Annotated in this window: 12 protein-coding genes and 1 tRNA gene; 4 read left to right on the top strand and 9 right to left on the bottom strand. The window is 34.2% G+C overall.

Going from position 1 to position 23,136, the window contains the following annotated elements; all coding sequences use genetic code 11:
- Window positions 1-148: 148 nt before the first annotated feature.
- From GYM75_RS03145 to GYM75_RS03130, 4 genes are all read left to right on the top strand, one after another.
- Window positions 149-2,695, top strand: coding sequence for a penicillin-binding protein 1A (locus GYM75_RS03145; protein ID WP_220216719.1), 2,547 nt, complete (start codon window positions 149-151; stop codon window positions 2,693-2,695).
- Between the two features lie 13 nt (window positions 2,696-2,708).
- A complete protein-coding gene (gene rsmD, locus GYM75_RS03140; RefSeq protein WP_220216718.1) occupies window positions 2,709-3,272 on the top strand; it encodes a 16S rRNA (guanine(966)-N(2))-methyltransferase RsmD in 564 nt (187 codons plus the stop codon).
- Window positions 3,272-3,529 carry a DUF1145 domain-containing protein gene (locus GYM75_RS03135; RefSeq protein ID WP_220216717.1) on the top strand — a complete coding sequence of 86 codons (258 nt, stop codon included), beginning with the start codon at window positions 3,272-3,274 and terminating at the stop codon, window positions 3,527-3,529. The genes rsmD and GYM75_RS03135 overlap by 1 nt, the downstream gene beginning before the upstream one ends.
- Window positions 3,530-3,601: 72 nt before the next feature.
- Window positions 3,602-3,677, top strand: a tRNA-Gly gene (locus GYM75_RS03130).
- 840 nt (window positions 3,678-4,517) lie between these two features.
- Here the strand turns inward: GYM75_RS03130 and GYM75_RS03125 are convergent.
- From GYM75_RS03125 to GYM75_RS03085, 9 genes are all read right to left on the bottom strand, one after another.
- Complete coding sequence (locus tag GYM75_RS03125) at window positions 4,518-5,036, bottom strand: DUF2867 domain-containing protein (RefSeq protein WP_220216716.1); 519 nt, start codon at window positions 5,034-5,036, stop codon at window positions 4,518-4,520.
- Window positions 5,008-5,268, bottom strand: a complete 261-nt coding sequence (locus GYM75_RS03120; RefSeq protein WP_220216715.1) for a hypothetical protein — start codon at window positions 5,266-5,268, stop codon at window positions 5,008-5,010. Before GYM75_RS03120 ends, GYM75_RS03125 begins: the two co-directional genes overlap by 29 nt.
- Before the next feature lie 61 nt (window positions 5,269-5,329).
- Window positions 5,330-6,685, bottom strand: coding sequence for a hypothetical protein (locus tag GYM75_RS03115; RefSeq protein ID WP_220216714.1), 1,356 nt, complete (start codon window positions 6,683-6,685; stop codon window positions 5,330-5,332).
- A gap of 3 nt (window positions 6,686-6,688) precedes the next feature.
- Window positions 6,689-8,059 (bottom strand): DUF6384 family protein, encoded by a 1,371-nt coding sequence (locus GYM75_RS03110; RefSeq protein ID WP_220216713.1) that lies wholly within the window; start codon window positions 8,057-8,059, stop codon window positions 6,689-6,691.
- Complete coding sequence (locus tag GYM75_RS03105) at window positions 8,059-9,210, bottom strand: hypothetical protein (RefSeq protein WP_220216712.1); 1,152 nt, start codon at window positions 9,208-9,210, stop codon at window positions 8,059-8,061. Before GYM75_RS03105 ends, GYM75_RS03110 begins: the two co-directional genes overlap by 1 nt.
- Window positions 9,211-9,438: 228 nt before the next feature.
- Entirely contained in the window at window positions 9,439-12,792 is a 3,354-nt protein-coding gene (locus tag GYM75_RS03100) for a DUF6138 family protein (RefSeq protein ID WP_220216711.1), read from the bottom strand.
- 102 nt (window positions 12,793-12,894) lie between these two features.
- The gene (locus tag GYM75_RS03095) at window positions 12,895-16,254 is read right to left on the bottom strand and encodes a DUF6138 family protein (RefSeq protein WP_220216710.1); all 3,360 of its coding nucleotides are present in this window, start codon (window positions 16,252-16,254) and stop codon (window positions 12,895-12,897) included.
- 91 nt (window positions 16,255-16,345) lie between these two features.
- Window positions 16,346-19,654, bottom strand: coding sequence for a DUF6138 family protein (locus tag GYM75_RS03090; RefSeq protein ID WP_220216709.1), 3,309 nt, complete (start codon window positions 19,652-19,654; stop codon window positions 16,346-16,348).
- Between the two features lie 105 nt (window positions 19,655-19,759).
- Window positions 19,760-23,125 (bottom strand): DUF6138 family protein, encoded by a 3,366-nt coding sequence (locus tag GYM75_RS03085; protein WP_220216708.1) that lies wholly within the window; start codon window positions 23,123-23,125, stop codon window positions 19,760-19,762.
- Between the last annotated feature and the right edge of the window lie 11 nt (window positions 23,126-23,136).

The raw sequence follows: 23,136 nt of genomic DNA, 5'->3' as shown, positions 1-23,136 counted from the left end.
AAAACGAATTTCAACAGCTATTTATTTTGTGCAAATTAGTATATTTAGTATATACTCATCACCTTAAAAATATAGAAACCGTAAAGGCAAAATAAATTTTAAATTTATGTTTTTATGCCTTAAGTCAATTGGTTAGGAATTATTTGTAATGTTTATTCGAGTATTAAAATTTCTTCTCAAATTTTTTGCTGGTTGTTTTCTTTGTGGGCTAATTATCGGTATTGCCGGTTATGCCTATTATTCAAAGGATCTACCAGATGTCACTACGCTAAAAGATGTGCAATTACAAACACCGTTACAAGTACTCAGTAAAGATGGTGAGTTAATAGCAATTTTTGGTGAACGTCGACGCACGCCGCTTAAATATGACAAAATCCCTAAAAATGTTATTAACGCTGTAATCGCTACAGAAGATTCTCGATTTTATGACCATTTTGGTGTTGACCCAATTGGTATTATTCGCGCAATGTACATTGGTTTGAAGCAAAAAGGCTTTTCACAAGGCGGAAGTACCATTACTCAACAAGTTGCCAAAAACTTTTTTTTAACATCCGAAAAAAGTATTTCTCGAAAAGCCAGAGAAATAATTTTGGCTATTCGTATGGAAAAAGAACTATCCAAAGATGAAATTATGGAATTATACTTAAATATGATCAACTTTGGATCGCGAGCTTATGGCGTTGCAGCCGCTTCTTATACATTTTTTGGTAAAACACCAGATCAATTAACGTTAGATGAAGCCGCATTATTAGCCGGTCTACCTAATGCACCTTCTGCTTATAATCCAATTTCTCATCCACAAAAAGCATTAATAAGACGCAACTGGGTACTGGGAAGGATGTTAGATCAATCTTATATTACTCAAGCAGAATATAATGAGGCCATTAAAAAACCATTAACTGCCAGTTATCATTCACCGCAAATTGAATTTTCAGCACCTTATGTCGCTGAAATGGCACGCCAATTTATGTTTGAAAAATTTGGTGAAGAGGCTTATACAGATGGATACAAAATCTATACAACCATCACCAAACAAGATCAACTTGCCGCAACAGATTCAATCCAAAAACATATCATAGATTATGACATCCGACATGGTTATCGTGGTGCTGAAAAAGTATTATGGAATGCTACAGAAACCCCATGGAATGAAGAAAAAATACAGAAAACGTTAGATGGATATCATTGCTATAGCGGTATCTGTCCAGCTGTTGTTCTACAATCTTCTGACAAACAAGCTACAGCTATACTCAGTGATAAATCAAACATTGAGATTTTGTTTGAAGGGATGAAATGGGCAAGACCATTTATTAGTGATACAAGACAAGGAGCATACCCGAAAAAAGTGTCAGACACGTTAAAAGCAGGACAACTTATTTGGGTTAAAAAGTCTGATGAAAAATGGGAATTATCACAATTACCTGCAGTAAATGCAGCATTAGTATCATTAGATTCAGAAAATGGTGCAATCAAGGCCATTGTTGGTGGTTTTGACTTTAATTTAAGTAAGTTCAATCGAGCCACGCAGGCACTTCGTCAGTTAGGGTCAAATATTAAGCCATTTATTTATACCGCTGCTCTCGAACAAGGTTTGACCATGGCTACACTTCTTAATGATGCTCCGATAGTTCGTAGTGCAGGTAGTTCGACTTGGCGACCTAAAAATTCACCTCCGCAATATGCTGGCCCTTTACGCCTAAGAATTGGATTAGGTATGTCTAAAAACGTAATGATGGTGCGTGCTTTGCGTGCAGTAGGTATTGAATATGCAGCAACCTATTTAGAACGGTTCGGTTTTCCTAAAGAAAACATTTCACACAACGAATCACTAGCTTTGGGCTCTGCATCATTTACACCATTACAAGTTGCCAGAGCATATTCTGTAATTACAAATGGTGGTTACTTAATCACTCCATATTTGATCGAAAAAATAGAATACAATAGCGATAATAAAGTTATTTATCAACATCAACCTCTTATCGCTTGCCATGATTGCAAAGACGATATGACTATTGATGCATCATCTACATCAATATCTTTAAATGATGTTGAAGATACGACTAGTGAATCAGAAAATGAAGAACCAGAACAAGCAAATCTCAAAGCTGACGATAATATTATTATTCCAGACATTGAGATTACTAATAAAGAGGCCAACACAAATATTACACCAATGTATGCACCTCACACATTAAGTCGTGATATTGCCTTTATTATGAAAGATGGTTTGCGTTCAACTGTTTTTGGAGGCTCTGATTGGCAAGGTACGGCCTGGCGTGTTAAAGCCTTAGGTCGTAGAGACGTTGGCGGAAAAACAGGAACGACGAATGCTTCTAAAGATGTATGGTTTTCTGGATTCGGTGGAAATATAGTGACGACGGTTTGGATGGGATTTGATGACCATCGTCGTGTACTCGGTAAAACTTATCGAGCTGAAGGAGGAGCTAATACAGCAAATCCTATATGGGTTGACTATATGAAAGTAGCATTAAAAAATGTTCCAATTGTTGTCGATCGAAGACCGGAAAATGTTATTAGCGTAACCATTGACCAAAAAACGGGATTATTACCATTATCAGATTCAAAAACTATGTCAGAATATTTTATAAAAGGCACTGAACCAAAACAGTATGCAACAAAAGAAGTTGGTACAGAAGTGACTGATTCAGATGGTAATACTAGTGAATTATTCTAAATAAGGATTTGAAATGACTGGTTCAATTAGAATAATTGGCGGAAAATGGCGTGGACGTAAATTAGCTGTACTTGACAAGCAAGGTTTGCGTCCAACTACGGATCGTATTAAAGAAACTCTATTTAACTGGCTAATGCCAGTTATTCATGATAGCGCCTGTCTCGATTGTTTTTCAGGAAGTGGTTCATTGGGATTTGAAGCTGCTTCTCGGGGGGCTAAAAGTGTAACGTTACTTGAAAAAGACAAGCAAGTCGCAAGTCAACTCAACAAAAATAAACAGCTTATTGCATGTAATGCTATCGATATTTACCACACGGATACATTAAATTGGTTAAATAAACCTGCGCCAAGAAAGTTTGATATCGTGTTCATCGATCCCCCCTTTCATCAAGATTTAGTTGCCGATACGGTAAACTACCTTGAGAAAAATAACTGGCTAAACGCCTCATCCTACCTCTACATTGAGACGGAAATCGATCACAATGTATTGAGTTACATTCCGAATAACTGGCATTTACATCGTGAAAAAACTGCCGGTCAAGTTCATAGTTATCTATTTATACGAGAAGAAATTTGATGTTCATATTACTTGGTAAGATTTTTTATTCTATAGTTTGGCTATTTTTATTTGTCAATTTAATCCACCCCTACCCAACTCCAGCCAATGTTGTAGCCTATGTTGGATTACTCATTTTTACGCTTTTGCACGGTTTACAAGCTTGGATTCTTTACTCAACGATGACCAATCAAGAAAAGCGAGAGGATAAATTTAAACCACTTAGATTATTTATTTTTGGTTTTTTTGAATCACTTAGCTGGAAATATAAAAAATAGTTAAAAAAAAATCTTGCGACCTCAAAAATTTTTTGTATAATGCTCACCACTTCTTACGAAGAATTCCAAAAAGCGGGAATAGCTCAGTTGGTAGAGCGCAACCTTGCCAAGGTTGAGGTCGCGAGTTCGAACCTCGTTTCCCGCTCCAATTTCATTTTAATAACATACTCCATACATCTTCATTTATTAAATTATTCTATTGTATATAACAATGATTAACCATTATATCGTCTAGGTAATTCTCGATTGATACTCATTGGCGCTTATTATTTGTACAATCAAATGTACATTGTCACTACCATTGGTACATTAATTTTATTGACTCCCTTTGCTTCAACACTTACTCTTTAAGTACAAAAGCAAACAGTCATCAATAAGGAAGTTATACTAACTGATATACTCATAAAAATATTTACCTAATAACTACAAGGCATTCACGCTTCGTGATATTCAGGGATTAAATTTTTATATTTCTGCACAAAGAACTATCGAAACCAGTAGGTTATTTCTACTGCATTAGTAGAACGAAGGAAAAGTAAGAAGATTGGGTGATGTACGAAGCGTATGGCAGAAATAACAATATTAGGTTTTCAACTCGCAACTGCTGAATAAACAAGCAGTCATTGACGGCTATGGATCGGTCACAACCCTAAATAGCGATACTTAAGCGGTTAAACTAGTATCCATCCTTCCACAATTGGCGATTAGTTATCCGCCTATGTATCTCTATTATCCCCAAAATAAACATAAAACACCGGCGATGATTGCTCTCATAGAACAATTACGTTGGCAAAATAGGAATTCAATTTAACGGAGTAGATCTCGTATCTCAAAAAAATCGCCTGATGTGATGTGTAAGTTTTCAATGTTGTGCAACACATGAATCAATTCATGGCGCGTTGTTGGGCAGTTACTATATAGCCTTCGATTTTAGATAAACGTTATGAACTAAATTGGTATCAACAAGCTATTTCTTGTATATCTCCATTCACTTTTTAGAATTAATATTTTTAAATAATTTATAAACAATATATGGATGTATAATAGAAACAGGTACCATATATAATCTTCCCCAAAAATTGTGAATCTTAACCGAAGTTATGAGGTATAATTTTTTTTTATGGTCATTCGTTTCAATAATACGAAGACATAAACAAACATCGAGATGAAAATCCCTTATAATTAAGGTAAACGTATCTCTCGTTTTCTCAATAATTGTGAAAAAATGAACTGTACTACCTATATCGGGTTCTTTTTCTGCCAGATTATCAAATCCATTAATAGGTTTGATTCCGATACTTTTTCCTAAAAAATCTCTAATTTTAAACAGCCCTACCAACCATTTAGGTTGATAGGATGTCATCATTTTATAGACCTCGAATGCAGTAATATTTTTACAAACATCCAGACTCTGATAGCTTAAATAATCAACCTTTTCGTCTATTAATGTTATATTATTCAACAAACTCTTGAGTAGTTTAATAGTAGCCTTTTGCTTTTTTTTCATAAGCTAACTCAATTAATTTTTTATATTGTTTTTCTTTAGGAATATATTCTGAAAAAATATACTCATGGTAATCTTTAAAAATAGCATCCAATCGAGCCAGTTCTTTAATAAAAGCTAAACCATAAATAAAATAAGATAGGTATATGTACCACCAACACACCCAATTGGTTGTTTGAAAGTTTCTTAATAATTTATTAATAGACACTCCTACAACATCGCCAGAGGGATGCATTTGTCGTTAACCTATAAGGACAAACTTTTGTATCACTCATGTTATCCTTTCTACTAAACAACTAAAAACTATTTGTTGTTTTAAAACCACCCCCACCTGATGAGGAACTTGATCTAAATCCACTACTTCTTGAGGAAGAACGCCATGACGAAGAACGACTAGACGATGAACTACTCACTGACCAACCTGATGAATGAGTTTGTTGTTTTACTACTCTATAAGCTAAGAGTGTTTGAATAATGCTTTCAGGGAAAACACGACTATTGAATAAGCTATTCAATAAATCATCAAGTTTTGATGATGATAGATTAAATTCATAGATCGAACTTGGAATATTATTTTCTTTAAAAATATAGAGTGCTTGTTCAAAGCGGTTATAAGTATTCTCTAATTCTCTGATCGTCTTTAATAATGTGATAATATTCATTTCTATATTCTTTATTTTTTTATTTAATAAAAGAATATTTTCTAATAATGCATCATCTTCAAGCGATACTGTCTGCGAGGTAAAATTTGCTAACTTATTGAATGACTGTTCTTGAAATAACTTAGCTAGTTGATTTGATATTGTTCTAAACTGAAAACTTTCGCCTGAACGTACCTCTTCCAGTATTTTTTCAATATCATGTTTTTGTTTTTTAACGTTCGCTAAATCCTGTTCAGTTTGTACCAACTCTACTTTCAATTCGGGTAATTTTAATTTTTTTTCAACTTCATATTCTTTCTGTTCTTTCTGTTTTAACGCCTGTTCGTATTCCCTAGTTTTATTTTCAAAACGCAATTGAGATTCTTTTATTAATGCTTCAAGTATTGTCTGGTTTTTGTAGTTTTCAGAAAAATTGATAAATCTAGCTACCCAAGAATCTAAATTACGAAATACCCAAAAACCTTTATAGCTACTTTTGCCAAATTGACGTTTAATCAGATAATTATAGTAACGATTTTGTTTATACTGTGCCAATTTAGTTGAAAATTCTTGTTGTGACGCCTCATAGTTTTTTGTTTCTTTGGTTAACGCTATTTTAGTATCGTTATAATGATTAAATAATGAGACATAATCAGCATCACTTTCAAGTTGCAAAACCTTTTTTGTTGTTAATTCATCTAATCGCAAAAGTACATCTGCCATTTTTTGATTATACTCTTCAATGACATGATCTAATTCACCTGATTTGTCTTTTAAATGATGAGATAACTTTTGTAATTGTTGTATGAAATGTTGAATCTGAATATCATCATTTTTAGGCGATTCTAATAAATAAATCGTCGCTATTTTCTGATATATTTCGACCTGTTCGTTTTTCATATCCAAAATTTTTTGACGACAATCTTGCAACTCATTTTTGGTTTTTTTTAATGAATTATTAATACCTGAAAGTTTATCCTCAATATTATTCTCAATTTTTTTAGCTTGCATCTGTTACCACTCCAAAATCCGTCCTGACTTAACCCGATTAGGACAAATAAACGCTAAACGTCCTTTCGGTTTATTGCATAACTGATTGTTATCAATATGCCCATCATCAATTTTATCTGCTCTTACGCTTTTATAGGCTTTTTCAGTTACTTGCTGGCCAAACATATCCACAAATTTTATTTCACCTGTTTCAATACTTTTTACCCATAGTGAAGTGGTTTCTCCATTAGGCAATGTTGGAGTAACAATAATATACCAAGATTTTCCATTCGTATTTTCATGTGTACGCTCAACACCCGATTTATAATTTGGGTTATCAACAATCGTTAATGTCAAATTTGTTTGAGCAAGCTTAAGATAATAAGCTATCATTTTTTTATAATTTTCCACATTATCGAAATTGAGATTTTTTAAATCTGCTTGTAAAGCATCTTGTAATGCTATAACTGGTCCCATCTCCGAATTGGGCACTTTAAGTTCTAAAAATTGATTTCTATCAGCTTGAATTTTATTTTCAATAGCTTTTGCTCTTTCAATGGAATTATAAAATACTTCAATTTGACTAAAATCGACAACCTCTTGCCCTTGATTGAGATTGTCAATAATTGTATCAACCGCATGTTGTAATACGGGATACTGTTTACTTGCTTCGATAAATTGGTCACTTTCAATTAATTTAGCTAATCGTTTATCATCTTCAAATAACTTATTTAACGTCTGTATTTGCAAACGTACCTCAGACAATTTATTACTAACGGTAAGACTGATTTGCTTAAATTTTTTATATGCTTCTTTTTCATTTTCGGTAATAAAGGAACCCGCAACCGATGGTTTAGTCACGTTCGGAATGAAATCTTGATTAAGCAGATTGGTAATTGAAGTTTTTAACTTTTTGGCTGGAATCTGTGCATAATGAATAGGATACTTATCAATTTCTGAAAATTGATTTTTTAACTCAACTAACGTGTTCTTTGACGTCAAAATTTGACTATATCCGCTTTCTATTTCAGATTTGACTACTTTTGTATGATTTAAACTTCCAAATACCATCAATGTGGCAGAAAGGGAAAAAACGCCAATAACTGTTGATACCACCTTTCTATTGAGATAACAACGTACTAATAAATGCTGGAGCCAAGGACGCTTAGGAGCAATGAATCGTAACCGATTATCAAACCAACGATTAATGCCTTCATCGATAATTTTATCATCGACATTTTGACCTCTGGCTTGATAAAAAGCTTTTATACTTTCTTCTAAATTATGACGTAATTCATCACGATCAAGGTGTTCAAGTAATAATTGTTGCTTTTGGTAAAGTTCATCAATTATCGCCATTGCACCTAATTGATCACTAAGCTTAACGTCCAACATTAACTCTCAACCTTTAAAATTATATTATTAAAGCGTTGTTTTCCGTCCTCAACAATACGATCAATTTCTTTAGCATTTTCGATAGATTCATTTCTTAGCTCGGAAATCAATTGCTGACTTGATTCTTGATAATTAACAATTGCTTCAACCAAAGCACGTAAAGAATCAGCTTTAATTGTCGCCCCATAACCAGCTCTTAAACCTTCATCAAGTTGCTTATTACCTGCTGAAGCAATGCTCTCAATACCTTTGTTCATACCCTCTTTCATTGCCTCTAGAGTTTTAGTACTCTCACTTAATCCTGTTAATGAAGTAATCGAAGCACTTAAAGCAGTAAATACAATTTCATTGGTTGAAAAAAAGCTAACACTTTGTTGATAAACACGCTCTTTCACAGAGGTAGTTTGCTGTAATCGGGCAAATACTGCTTCGGCAGAATTATAAGAAACAGTTAAATTATTGGCGAGATCCAAAACGATTTGATAACGACTATCTTCTTGTTGAACATTGCGCAATGCTTCGTCTCTAAGAAGTTCTAAGCGAGCACGTGCGACATGATCATCAGAAGTAAAATTGTCAACTTCAGCAATAGCTTCCGTCAATTTTTGCTTGCATTCTTCAAGACGAGTTCCAGCAATTTGTAACACTTCTTCAGCAACTATTTGAGCCTGTTTAAGACCAAAACGAAAATCTTGGTAGGCATTTAAAATGATATGCTCTCGCTCAACTTGATTTCCCGTTTCTTTTGAAACTTCTAAATATGTTTTTTTTATCAAATTAAAACGATCAGGGATAGATCCCCTTTGAAAAGTCATCCAACCCATTTTGATTTTTTCAAAGAAATCTAACTTACCATCTTCAAGCCAGCCTAACATTTTCTCCATATCTGTGCGAATACTATCAAAATGCCCGACAACTTTTGTATAACGATCAGAGACATGTACTCCGTCTATTTGCTCCCTGACTACTTCATTAAAAGCACTTTGCTGTTGAAGAGTACGTGCAATGGCAACAATACGATTTTTATCAATAACAGCAACATTATCCAATAATTTTAAAATCGGTGCATCGGCTTGAGGCTTAATCATAATACCGATTTTATTTAATAATTGTACAGCTCTATCTACATATGAAACAACCTGACTTGACATCCTTTTTATCCCTTTTAACCAATTTATCTTTAATATTAATCGCTTAAGCGAATCAGTTGAATTATATCTTAATAAAAAACTAATCACAATTTGTGATTAGTATTTGGAAAAAGTTACTTCTTATGCTTTTCAAGTTATAAAAAAATAAATTTACAACAATTATATTTATCTTATTTGCCTAAACCATATATTGAAGTGTCTCGCTATCCCTTTGATAAGCCTATTTTTTTATAATTTCGCTAACTTTTCCTGCCAGTATTCTTGATATTGTGGCAGGCGTTTTTGTGCTGTTTGGTACACCTGTTTTAGTTCAGTAGTATCGAGTTTTCTTTGTAGTTTCTCCATGGCATAATCTAGTTTTTTCTGCTGCATATATGCCATAAACAATAGTGAGGCATCATACACTTCGCCCATATCTGGTGTGATTTTTTCAAGCTGTTTGATTGCCCGATAATTATTATCATTAAAAATTCCGGCGACTAAAGCTTCATCCAAATACATTATACCAAGCTTGGATTTATCAATGTTTGGGCTTCCTTTGGGACTATCGAAGTAATAGTGTTGTTTTCTTAGTGCGTATAATTTCTCTTTATCGGGCGCTTGTTTGTTCATTGCAACAGCAATCTTAGCAAAATCCATTACACCATAAATTAGTTGAGCTTGGTTTTTACCATAAATTCCCATACCCACTTGATAAGGGGTGCCACTGAAATCAATCACGACCTTTTTACCAAAACGGTACGCTTGTTCAGTGCCCCAAATGATAACAGAGCGGACACCTATGTTATTTTGCACTTTATGAAATTGGATAATAGCGTCGAAAATGTAGGGATTCGTTATCGTTAATGGGGCAAAAACAAATACTTTCCACAATGAATCATCAGAATCTAATTCATCGAGATCAAACCCGCGTTTTTTAGCTTGTAATGGTGTAATGATACAAGTTGGATTTTCGATAAAATCTTGCTCATCGATGATTAACGTTTCGGAATCGCTTTTTGGTTTAGGTGGTGTAAATTCAATTTTATTACCCACCGCTTTATTTTTTTCATTCAATGCTTCCCAAACCAGATCATGAAAATCAGCATAAATTAGTTTTTCGTCGAAATCGCTAGCAGAATTAAATAACTCTTTAATTTTTCTTAAAGCTTTTATACTTTTTATATCCGTATCATCTTCAAAGCCAAACCAAAATAAACGGCTGGCAATCTCTATAATCTTATTACTATTATGGTACATTGAACCATGTTGGAAAAATTCAGTTAATGCAGCAAGATTCTGTGGTACTTTATAATATTGACTTGATAAACCACCAGATAACCAGTCAAAACTCAATTTTAACAAGGCAATTGCGACCGCTGTTTCTGGTGTTATACCCCAGTGTTTTGCAAGAATATTGCTAAAACGGCTTGCTAAAAATTCATGTTCACCGTCAGTTTCATTAGCATATTTGATTGCCACATCCATATATTTCACATCGGTCATGGCAAGTGAAATGGCGGCAAATGCTCCCGCCACCGATGATTCTTCATCCTGTAAATCTAAACTGTAGTGATATTGATACATAGTTAATTCAACAAACTCTCGAATTTTATCATGTAAGCTTTCATACATGGCAGCTTTGCGGAAAAAGGCATGTGAATTACTGGCCAGCCCAGGGTATTGTTTGATAATGCGAGCAAATTCAGGATAGTATTCAGGCTTGGCAACAAAATAAATATGAAGCCAATAACCCTCAAATATTTTTGAATAACCTTTTGCCATTAAGCTATTTAAATAATCAAGCGCATCGGAATATGCCTGTTCACTTTCTTGTTTAAAGCGTAAGTAAATTTCACCGCCCCATGGCATGGCTCTGGCGATAATGGTGTCAGTTTCACAAAATACATCAGTTTCAGTAAAAGTATCATAAAAACGTTCGGTTTCTGATTGATTGTCTGAATCGTCTTTTTTTCCTGACTTACTATCTCTAATGCCCAGCTTATCCCACGCTTGTTTTTGTAGAATTGCTGGTTCATATCCTTTATCAACTAAGTCTTGAATATATATATCAGCATATTTAAATTCAAAATTTTCCCATTCAAACTGTAAATAAACTAACCACCATTTTTTAAAATCAACATGAGTGTGTTTCCATAACAGAGAACGTCCTGTAGATTCAGCCTCTTTTTCACCTGAATAAAGATATTTTTTTAATAATGCTAAAATTCTATCGGTATCGTATTGCTCAATGATTCTATTATAAGCAAAATATTCTTCTACAGTGTCAGTTAGCAAATCTACATCGTATTCATCTGATTGCTCCAGATTTTTCAGATCTCTTTCAAGCTCAAGTATCTTTGTTTGTTGGTAGGTTTGTTCTATTGGTGTTTCAATGAAAATATTGTCCTTATTGCAGAAAGCAATTCTAAAATAATGATCTGTAATACCTTCAAAAAAACCATTATCCAGCATTTTCTGGAGTCTTTCGGTAAGTAGTGGGATAAAATATTGATTATTTATCTGATCACTATACTGAGGCGCATTATACTCTAGATCATTGATAGCAAATGATCGATAACTTTTTGGATTCTCGCCTCGAATTAAAGCGAGTATTCTTAGATATCCTTCATCAAAGGTAATATAAAAACCATAAACATGATTCGGTAATTTAAAAGCTGGAATATTATCTTCACCACCAGCTCGAATAGTGTCAACAATGTGTTGTAACGTGTTGGCTATTTTATCTGCCATTTGTACTGGATAATCGTTAAGATATTCTTCAGCCAGATGATGAATTGAATCGGGACGGGTTCGATGATTGTCATAAATATATTTTAATGCTCCATGAGCATAAAAATCTTTCACTACAATGTTGGTATCTTTGATTGCTAGAAGATAGGTTATACAATCAAAATGCATTGAGGATATTTTATTGATGAATTTTGAAAAAATAACTTCAAGAGTATCTTTAACTAACGTTTGAAATATCTCAGTACTTGGACTCAACACTTTTAATTGTTCAAACGTCGCTTCGATATCGAACTGCTCACCGTCTTTAATATATTTTCGTAACAAAACTTTTAAGTTATCAAATTTTTGTTCTTGTGGTGTTTTGGTGACTGTCTCTTTTTTAATGGGGGTATTACTTTGTTTTGGTGGTTGTTTAACTGGAGCAACTTTTTTAGGCGGAACTTTACGTAACTCTTCAAAATCAAATGGATTAGGTTTACCTTCATCAGCCCATTCGTCGAGGTCAAACCACGGTTTTTCTTTACCGTCATCAATCACATCTTTGGGTGTTGTGGGTTTGGGGTGGTTTTTCGGTTTTGGGGCGTCGGGCATTTTGACAATTTGACTTAATCGGGCTATCGCGGGCAATAGGGTTGTTGGTATGGTTTTTTCTTGGTAACCCTTTTTAATTTTTGATTTTATTATTTTGCAGGCTTCTTTTTCTGCTTCCGCTTGCGAGGCAAAGGTCTTAGTGTGCTTTTGCCCTTCGGTTCCAACCGCACCGTAAAGCACCGTGTAAAGGTTATCTTTTTGCTCAATATACCAAAATTTATTATTCACTTCATCAATGCATTCAAAATATTGATTCATTATTTTTATGCTCTCCTTATACTTATCTTTTTTATATTTATCAGAATAATTTGAATTTATCCTGTTTATTGGGGCATAAGCCCCTTTTTATGATTTTATTTTTTATAATTTGGCTAACTTTTCCTGCCAGTATTCTTGATATTGTGGCAGGCGTTTTTGTGCTGTTTGGTACACCTGTTTTAGTTCAGTAGTATCGAGTTTTCTTTCCATTCTCTCCAATGCATAATCTAGTTTTTTATGCTGCATATATGCCCTAAACAGCAGTGAGGCATCATAGACTTCGCCCATATCCGGGGTGATTTTTTCAAGCTGTTTGATTGCCCGATAATTATTATCATTAAAAATTCCGGCGACTAAAGCTTCATCCAAATACATTATACCGGGCTTGGTTCTGTCAATGTTTGGGCTTCCTTTGGGACTATCGAAGTAATAGTGTTGTTTTCTTAGTGCATATAATTTCTCTTTATCGGGCGCTTGTTTGTTCATTGCAACAGCAATCTTTGCAAAATCCATTACTCCATAAATTAGCTGAGCTTGGTTTTTACCATAAATTCCCATACCCACTTGATAGGGAGCGCCACTGAAATCAATCACGACCTTTTTACCAAAACAGTACGCTTGTTCAGTGCCCCAAATGATAACAGAGCGGACACCTATGTTATTTTGCACTTTATGAAATTGGATAATAGCGTCGAAAATGTAGGGATTCGTTATCGTTAATGGGGAAAAAATTACTGCTCTCCATGGGGAATCATAAGTTTCCAATTCCCTAACATCAAACCCGCGCTTTTTAGCTTGCAATGGTGTAATGATACAAGGTGGATTTTCGATAAAATCTTGCTCATTAATGATTAGCGATTCGGCATCGCTTTCTGGCTTAGGTGAGATGTTATAAATAATTGGTTGACCGCTAACTTCATCTTCATCCTTAAGAGCTTCTAAAACTAAATCATGAAAATCTGCATATATCAACTTTTCTTGCGGATCCGTCGCATTATTAAATAATTTTTTTAACTTTTTAAGACTATCACTAGGTTTACCAAAAAGATATTTTACTAAATAACTCAATTTACAATATGGATTTTTTGGCTCGTTCATACTGTAATAATCGGTCAAACTAGCTAAATTTTGCGGAATTTTATAAAATTGACTGGATAATTCAGACATATGTTGACCTTGAGTTAATTGCAATAGCGCAATCGCAACCGCAGTTTCGGGCGTAATACCCCAATATTTTTCAAGAACAATACCAAAATTACCTGCCAGATATTCATGGTCACCATCGGTTTCAAGTGCAAATTTAATAGCCAAATCCATATGTTTCACATCCGTCATTGCCAGGGCAATAGCAGCAAATGCCCCGGCGACTGAATTATATTCATCTTGTAAATCAAAACTATAATCAAATTCATACATGGTTAAGTCAACAAACTCTCGAATTTTATCATGTAAACTTTCGTACATGGCTGCTTTGCGGAAAAAGACATGTGAACAACAAGCTATTCCTCCTGCCCCTAGCTCTAATTCTTCAAAGTGTACATATTTTTTAACGTATTTAGCGAATTCAGAATAGTATTCAGGCTTGGCAACAAAATAAATATGAAGCCAATGCCCCTCAAATATATTTGAATAACCTTTTGCCATTAAGTTATTTAAATAATCAAGCGCATCGGAATATGCCTGTTCGCTTTCTTGTTTAAAGCGTAAGTAAATTTCACCACCCGTTGGCATGGCTCTGGCGATAATGGTTTCAGTTTCACAAAAAACATCAGTTTCAGTAAAAGTATCATAAAAACGTTCGGTTTCTGATTGATTGTCTGAATTGTCTTTTTTTCCTAACTTACTATCAATAATGCCCAGCTTATCCCACGCTTGTTTTTGTAGAATTGCTGGTTCATATCCTTTATCAACTAAGGGTTGAATATGTATATCAGCATATTTAAATCCAAAATTTGCCCATTCAAACTGTAAATCAACTAAACGCCATTTGTTATAATCAAAATCTTCGTATTTCCTTAACAAAGAACGTCCCTTCGATTCAGCCTCTTTTTCACCCGAATAAAGATATTTTTTTAATAATGCTAAAATTCTATCGGTATCATAATTATCAATAATGCCATTGAAGGCAAAATATTCCTCAACCGTGTTAGTTAGCAAATCTGCATGATATTCTTCTGATTGCTCCAGATATTTTAGGTCGCTTTCAAGCTCAAGTATCTTGGTTTGTCGGTAGGTTTGTTCTATTGGTGTTTCGATAAGAATATTATCCGGTTGACAAAGACTAATTCTGAAATATTTACTAGTCATATCACCAAAAAAACCATCATCCAGCATTTTTTGAAGTTTTTCGGTAAGTAGTGGAACTAAATATTGATTATTTATCTCAACACCATAAATACTCGCATTATATTCTAGCTCATTTATACTTTCTGAATAATAGCGTTTGGAATTTCGTTCATTGAATAAAGCATAGATTTCCAGCGTTTTATAATCAAAGGTGATATTAAAGCCACAAACATTTTCAGGGAATTTGTTAGCTGGAATATTTTTTTCATCTTCTGTCTGAGTAGTATTAAAAATGCTCTGTAATGCGTTAACTATTTTATCCACCATTTGTATCGGATAATCGGTAAGATATTGTTCAGCCAGACGATGGATTGATTCGACGTGAGTCTTGTTGTGGTCATAAATATATTTCATCACGCCTTGGGCAAAGATGCCTACAAATTTATTTTCTGGATCTCTAATTTTCAAAAGATAAGTAATGCAATCAAAATGCATAGGTGAGATGTTCTTCATAAGTTTTGAAAAAATGAGTTGAAGCATCTCTCTGATAAAAATTTGAAATTTAAGATCATTTGGACTTAATGCTTTTAATTGTTCAAATGTCGCTTCAATATCGAATTGCTCACCTTGCTTTATATAGTTTCGTAACAATATTTTTAAGTTATCAAATTCTTGTTCTTGTGGTGTTTTAGTGACTGTCTCTTTTTTAATCGGGGTATTACTTTGTTTTGGTGGTTGTTTAACTTGAACAACTTTTTTAGGCGGAATTTTACGTAACTCGTCAAAATCAAATGGGTTAGGTTTACCTTCATCAGCCCATTCGTCGAGGTCAAACCATGGTTTTTCTTTACCGTCATCAATCATATCTTTAGGTGGAATTGGTTTTGGGTGGTATTTCGGTTTTGGGGCATCGGGCATTTTGATAATTTGACTTAATCGGGCTATCGCTGGTAATAGGGTTGTTGGTATGGTTTTTTCTTGGTAACCCTTTTTAATTTTTGATTTTATTATTTTGACAGCTTCTTTTTCTGCTTCCGCTTGCGAGGCAAAGGTCTTAGTGTGCTTTTGCCCTTCGGTTCCAACCGCACCGTAAAGCACCGTGTAAAGGTTATCTTTTTGCTCGATATACCAAAATTTATTATTCTCTTCATCAATGCATTCAAAATATTGGTTCATTGTTTTATGTTTTCCTTATACTTATTTTATTAATTATATTTATGAGAATAAATGAAACTTATCCTATTGTTTTTGGGGCATAAGCCCCTTTTTATAATTCCGCTAACTTTTTCTGCCAGTATTCTTGATATTGTGGCAGGCGTTTTTGCGCTGTTTGGTACACCTGTTTTAGTTCAGTAGTATCGAGTTTTCTTTCTATTCTCTCCAATGCATAATCTAGTTTTTTCTGCTGCATATATGCCATAAACAATAGTGAGGCATCATAGACTTCGCCCATTTCCGGGGTGATTTTTTCAAGCTGCTTGATTGCCCGATAATTATTATCATTAAAAATTCCGGCGACTAAAGCTTCATCCAAATACATTATACCGGGCTTGGATCTGTCAATGTTTGGGCTTCCTTTTGGACTATCGAAGTAATAGTGTTGTTTTCTTAGTGCGTATAATTTCTCTTTATCGGGCGCTTGTTTGTTCATTGCTTCTGCAATCTTTGCAAAATCCATTACTCCATAAATTAGCTGAGCTTGGTTTTTACCATAAATTCCCATACCTACTTGATAGGGGGTGCCACTAAAATCAATCACGACCTTTTTACCAAAACAGTACGCTTGTTCAGTGCCCCAAATGATAACAGAGCGGACATCTATGTTATTTTGCACTTTATGAAATTGGATAATAGCGTCGAAAATATAGGGATTAGTTATCGTTAATGGGGCAAAAATAACGGCTATCCATGAGGAATCATAAGTTTCCAATTCTCTCACATCAAACCCGCGTTTTTTAGCTTGCAATGGTGTAATGACACAAGGTGGATTTTCGATAAAATCTTGCTCATCTATTGTTAGCTGTACAGCTTCGCTTTCTGGTTTAGGTGAGATATTATAAATAATTGGCTGACCGCTAGCTTCTCCTTCCTCCTTAAGAGCGTCTAAAACTAAATTATGAAAATCAGCATAAATTTCTTTTGCCAATGGATCAGTCGCATCACTAAACAACTCTTTTAGTTTTTTTAAGCTATATTTTTCGTTACCAAAAAGGCTCGAAACGAGAGTAATAATTTTACGACTTTTATGAGGGATATCATCACTATTAAAATAATCAGTCAGCGCCGCAAGATTTTGCGGTATTTTATAAAATTGACTGGATAAATTAGGTTGTTCTTGATAGCTCAATTGCAATAATGCAATCGCAACCGCTGTTTCTGGAGTAATCCCCCAATGTCTTTGCAATATTTTGCCAAAATAACTTGCCAAAAATTCGTGTTCATCATCGGTCTCAAGTGCAAATTTAATTGCCATATCCATATGTTTTACATCCGTCATTGTCAAAGCAATGGCAGCGAATGTGCCTGCGACAGAATTATCTTCATCTTGGAGATCTAAACAATGGTGAAATTTCTCCATTGTTAATTCAACAAATTTTCGTATTTTATCATGTAAACTTTCGAACATGGCTGCTTTTCGGAAAAAAGCATGAGAATTACTGGCTAGATCAGGATATTGTTTGATGATGCGAGCAAATTCAGGATAGTATTCAGGCTTGGTAACAAAATAAACATTAAGCCAATAACCACCAAATTTTTTAGAATAGTCTTTTGCCATTAAGTCATTCAAATAATCAAGTGCTTGTGAATATGCCTTCTCACTTTCTTCTTTGAAACGCAAATAGATTTTGCCATTTGTTGACATAGCTCTAGCAATAATAGCATCTGTTTCACAAAAAACATCATTTTCAGTAAAAGAGTTATAAGAATATGTATTTACATGTTGATTTATTGAATCTTCTATTATACGGGGTGTGTAATGAATTTCACCCAGCTGATCCCACTCTTGTTTTTGTATGATTGCTGGCTCATATCCAGCATTTATTAGAGGATTTAATCCTTTGTAAGCAACTTTAAAATCAAAATCTTTCCATTTGAATTGGAGGTTAGCCAGATGCCATTTATTAAAGTCAAAATCAGCATATTCTTCTATAAGACTTATACTTATTTTTTGGGGGTTAGCTTCACCAGAATAAAGATATTTTTTTAGTAATGCTAAAATTCTATCCGTATTAAGATGCAGAATAACGCCATCTGAAGCAAAATACGCTTTAACTGTATCAGATAAGAGTTCGATATCATATTCATCCGATTTTTCAAGTTTTTGAAGATTTGCCTCAATATTTCTTGCTAATTCATTAAGGTGATCCTCTTTCAAGCGTTTATCCGCTAATGGTTGAAATTGATTGAAAAATGCAATTTTAAAATAATTTTCGGTAAGACCCTCAAAAAAACCTTGATCAACCATTTGTTGTAATTTAGGTTTTAAAAATTGTGTTAAATATTGGATGATAAGTGTTGGATTATGATACTGCATATCACAATTGTGTTCTGTATAATCAATATAGCGTTTGTTATAGTTCAGGCTACAAATTTTAATACATCCTTTACTGAACGTTCTGATGAAAAATCCGTAAGTAGCATTAGGAAGTTTATAGGCAGGGATATTATCACTTCCACCAGAGCGAATTGTCTCAACTAATTTTTTAACTTGAATCACCACCTCTTCAGCTACATCTTTAAAAAAAGCGGTTAGATATTTATCAACTAAACCATGAATACCTGTTAAATTGCTTTGATAATTGTCATAAATGTATTTCAAAACTCCCTTAGCATTCTGTTCTTTTATCAACATATTTGAATGTTTAATGGGTAAAAGATAAGCTAAGATATCTAAATGAATTGGAGAAACCAAAATAACAAAATCAGAAAAAATAGCTTCAAGTACATTTTTTATTAAAGTTTGAAATACTGTTTCTGATGCACTAAGAACTTTAAGTCTTTTGAAAGTAGCTTCGACATCAAATTGATCACCTTGTCTAATATGCTTTTGAACCATATTTTTAAGATTTTCAAATTCTAGTTCTTGTGCTGTTTTGGTAAAAGTTTCTTTTTCAACCGGGTTATTAATTTCTTTTGTTGGTTGTTGAACGGGAGGTACCTTACGTAACTCTTCAAAATCAAATGGGTTAGGTTGACCTCCATATGACCATCCTTGAAGATTAAACCACGGTTTTTCTTTACCGTCATCCTTCACATCTTTGGGTGGTGTGGGTTTGGGGTGGTATTTCGGTTTTGGGGCATCGGGCATTTTGATGATTGTTTGGCTTTGCTTTTCTATGCAGGTTGATTGTTCAAGCGCTGGTGGGATTGCTTTTTCCTCATAGCCCTTTTTGATTTTCGATCTGATCAGTTTGTTGGCTTCTTTTTCCGCATCGGCAGGCGATAAAAACGTTTTAACTTGTGTTTGTCCTTTTGCCCCTACCTTACCAAATACGACTGTTAGTGATTCGTTTTGTTTGGTGATATACCAAAATTTGTTTGACTGTAGATCGCTATATTCTAGATACTTTTTCATTGTGTTATGTTTTCCTAATACTTATCTTTTTTATATTTATTAGAATAATTTGAATTTATTCTGTTAATTGGGGCTTAAGCCCCAATTAGTAAGCCTTTTTATTAATTATAATTTGGCTAACTTTTCCTGCCAGTATTCTTGATATTGTGGCAGGCGTTTTTGTGCTGTTTGGTATACCTGTTTTAGTTCAGTAGTATCGATTCTTTGCAGTTTCTCCATGGCATAATCTAGTTTTTTCTGCTGTATATATGCCATAAACAATAGTGAGGTATCATACACTTCGCCCATATCCGGGGTGATTTTTTCAAGCTGCTTGATTGCCCGATAATTATCATCCTTATAAATCCCGGCGCTTAAAGCCTCATCCAAATACATTATACCGGGCTTAGAGTAATCAATGTTTGGGCTTCCTTTGGGACTATCGAAGTAATAGTATTGTTTTCGCAGTGCGTATAATTTTTCTTTATCGGGCTCTTGTTTGTTCATTGCAACAGCAATCTTTGCAAAATCCATTACTCCATAAATTAGCTGAGCTTGGTTTTTACCATAAATTCCCATACCCACTTGATAAGGGGTGCCACTAAAATCAATCACGACCCTTTTACCAAAACAGTACGCTTGTTCAGTGCCCCAAAGGATAACAGAGCGGACACCTATGTTATTTTGCACTTTATAAAATTGGATAATAGCGTCGAAAATGTAGGGATTGGTTATCGTTAATGGCGCAAAAATAATTGCTCTCCATGAGGAATCATACGTTTCCAATTCACCAACATCAAACCCGCGTTTTTTAGCTTCCAATGGCGTAATGACACAAGGTGGATTTTCGATAAAATCTTGCTCATTAATGATTAGCGATTCGGCATCGCTTTCTGGTTTAGGTGAGATGTTATAAATAATTGGTTGACCGCTACCTTCTCCTTCTTCCTCAAGAGCTTCTAAAACTAAATTATAAAAATCAGCATAAATCAATTTCTCTTGCGGATCAGTCGCATTATTAAATAATTTTTTTAACTTTTTAAGACTATCACTAGGTTTACCAAAAAGATATTTTACTAAATAAGTCAATTTACAATATGGATTTTTTGGCTCGTTCATACTGTAATAATCGGTCAAACTAGCTAAATTTTGCGGAATTTCATAAAATTGACTGGATAATTCAGACATATGTTGACCTTGAGTTAATTGCAATAGCGCAATCGCAACCGCTGTTTCGGGCGTAATACCCCAATATTTTTCAAGAACAATACCAAAATTACCTGCCAAATATTCATGGTCACCATCGGTTTCATTTGCAAATTTAATAGCCAAATCCATATGTTTCACATCCGTCATTGCCAGGGCAATAGCAGCAAATGCCCCGGCGACTGAACTATATTCATCTTGTAAATCAAAACTATAATCAAATTCATACATGGTTAAGTCAACAAACTCTCTTATTTTATCATGTAAACTTTCGTACATGGCTGCTTTGCGGAAAAAGACATGTGAACAACAAGCTATCCCCATCCCTAGTTCATATTCTTCAAAGTGTACATATTTTTTAACGTATTTAGCGAATTCAGAATAGTATTCAGGCTTGGCAACAAAATAAATATGAAGCCAATGCCCCTCAAATATTTTTGAATAACCTTTTGCCATTAAGTTATTTAAATAATCAAGCGCATCGGAATATGCCTGTTCACTTTCTTGTTTAAAGCGTAAGTAAATTTCACCACCCGTTGGCATGGCTCTGGCGATAATGGTTTCAGTTTCACAAAAAACATCAGTTTCAGTAAAAGTATCATAAAAACGTTCGGTTTCTGATTGATCGTCTGGATCGTCTTTTTTTTCTGGCTTGCTATCAGGCTTGTTATCAATAATGCCCAGTTTATCCCACGCTTGTTTTTGTAGAATTGCTGGTTCATATCCTTTATCAACTAAGCATTCAACACCGTTATAAGCATATCTATAATCAAAATTAGCCCATTCAAACTGTAAATCAACTAAATGCCATTTGTTATAATCAAAATCGTCGTATTTCCTTAACAGTGAACGTCCTTTCGATTCAGCCTCTTTCTCACCTGAATAAAGATATTTTTTTAGTAATGCTAAAATTCTATCGGTATCGTATTGCTCAATAACGCCATTAAGGGCAAAATATTCCTCAACCGTGTCAGTTAGCAAATCTGCATAATATTCTTCTGATTGCTCGAGATATTTTAGGTCGCTTTCAAGCTTAAATATCCTTGTTTGTCGGTAGGTTTGTTCTATTGGTATTTCAATAAGAATATTATCTGTTTGGAAAAGGGCAATTCTGAAATATTTATCAGTCATACCACCAAAAAAACCATCATCCAGCATTTTCTGGAGTTTTTTGGTAAGTAATGGAACAAAGTATTGATTATTTATCTCAACGCCATAACTAGTCCCATCATATTCTAGCTCATTTAGACTTTCTGAATAATAGCGTTTGGAATTTCGTTCATTAAATAAAGCATATATTTCCAGCGTTTTATAATCAAAGGTAATATTAAAGCCACAAACATTTTCAGGGAATTTGTTAACTGAAATATTTTTTTCACCTCCTGTCTGGGTAGTTTCAAAAATACTCTGTAATGCGTTAACTATTTTATCCACCATTTGTATTGGATAATCGGTTAGATATTGTTCAGCCAGCTGATGGATTGATTCGGCATGAGTCTGATAACGGTCATAAATATATTTCATCACACCTTGTGCAAAGATTTCTTGGAAAAGAATTTCTGGATCTCTGACTCTCAAAAGATAAGGAATGCAATCAAAGTGAATCGGTGATATTTTCTTCATAAATTTTGAAAATATCATTTGAAGCATATCTTTGATGAAAATTTGAAATTCCTTATTGTTTGGACTTAACGCTTTTAATTGTTCGAACTTAGCTTCAATATCGAACTGCTCACCTTGCTTTATATATTTTCGTAACAAAACTTTTAAGTTATCAAATTCTTTTTCTTGTGGTGTTTTGGTGACTGTTTCTTTTTTAATCGGGGTATTACTTTGTTTTGGTGGTTGTTTAACTGGAGCAACTTTTTTAGGCGGAACTTTACGTAATTCATCAAAATCAAATGGGTTAGGTTGACCTTCATCAGCCCATTCATCAAGATCAAACCATGGTTTTTCTTTACCGTCATCAATCACATCTTTGGGTGGTGTGAGTTTTGGGTGGTTTTTCGGTTTTGGGGCATCAGGCATTTTGACAATTTGACTCAATCGGGCTATCGCGGGCAATAGGGTTGCTGGTATGGTTTTTTCTTGATAACCCTTTTTTATTTTTGATGTTATTATTTTGACAGCTTCTTTTTCTGCTTCCGCCTGCGAGGCAAAGGTCTTAGTGTTCTTTTGCCCTTCGGTTCCAACCGCACCGTAAAGCACCGTGTAAAGGTTATCTTTTTGCTCGATATACCAAAATTTGTTTGATTGTAAATCGCTATATTCTAGATACTTTTTCATTGTGTTATGTT

It is taken from the genome of Gilliamella sp. ESL0441, assembly GCF_019469185.1.
Classification (GTDB): Bacteria; Pseudomonadota; Gammaproteobacteria; order Enterobacterales; family Orbaceae; genus Gilliamella.
The sequence above is the reverse complement of the archived record's forward strand: the minus strand, read 5'-3'. Positions and strand labels throughout refer to the sequence as shown.

Excerpts from the sequence above, each read along its gene's own strand:
- GYM75_RS03125 (WP_220216716.1), bottom strand. The coding sequence starts at position 5,036 with ATGAAAAAAAAGCAAAAGGCTACTATTAAACTACTCAAGAGTTTGTTG.
- GYM75_RS03145 (WP_220216719.1), top strand. The coding sequence starts at position 149 with ATGTTTATTCGAGTATTAAAATTTCTTCTCAAATTTTTTGCTGGTTGT.
- GYM75_RS03100 (WP_220216711.1), bottom strand. The coding sequence starts at position 12,792 with ATGAATCAATATTTTGAATGCATTGATGAAGTGAATAATAAATTTTGG.
- GYM75_RS03135 (WP_220216717.1), top strand. The coding sequence starts at position 3,272 with ATGTTCATATTACTTGGTAAGATTTTTTATTCTATAGTTTGGCTATTT.
- GYM75_RS03110 (WP_220216713.1), bottom strand. The coding sequence starts at position 8,059 with ATGTTGGACGTTAAGCTTAGTGATCAATTAGGTGCAATGGCGATAATT.
- GYM75_RS03095 (WP_220216710.1), bottom strand. The coding sequence starts at position 16,254 with ATGAACCAATATTTTGAATGCATTGATGAAGAGAATAATAAATTTTGG.
- GYM75_RS03120 (WP_220216715.1), bottom strand. The coding sequence starts at position 5,268 with ATGCATCCCTCTGGCGATGTTGTAGGAGTGTCTATTAATAAATTATTA.
- rsmD (WP_220216718.1), top strand. The coding sequence starts at position 2,709 with ATGACTGGTTCAATTAGAATAATTGGCGGAAAATGGCGTGGACGTAAA.
- GYM75_RS03115 (WP_220216714.1), bottom strand. The coding sequence starts at position 6,685 with ATGCAAGCTAAAAAAATTGAGAATAATATTGAGGATAAACTTTCAGGT.
- GYM75_RS03090 (WP_220216709.1), bottom strand. The coding sequence starts at position 19,654 with ATGAAAAAGTATCTAGAATATAGCGATCTACAGTCAAACAAATTTTGG.
- GYM75_RS03105 (WP_220216712.1), bottom strand. The coding sequence starts at position 9,210 with ATGTCAAGTCAGGTTGTTTCATATGTAGATAGAGCTGTACAATTATTA.
- GYM75_RS03085 (WP_220216708.1), bottom strand. The coding sequence starts at position 23,125 with ATGAAAAAGTATCTAGAATATAGCGATTTACAATCAAACAAATTTTGG.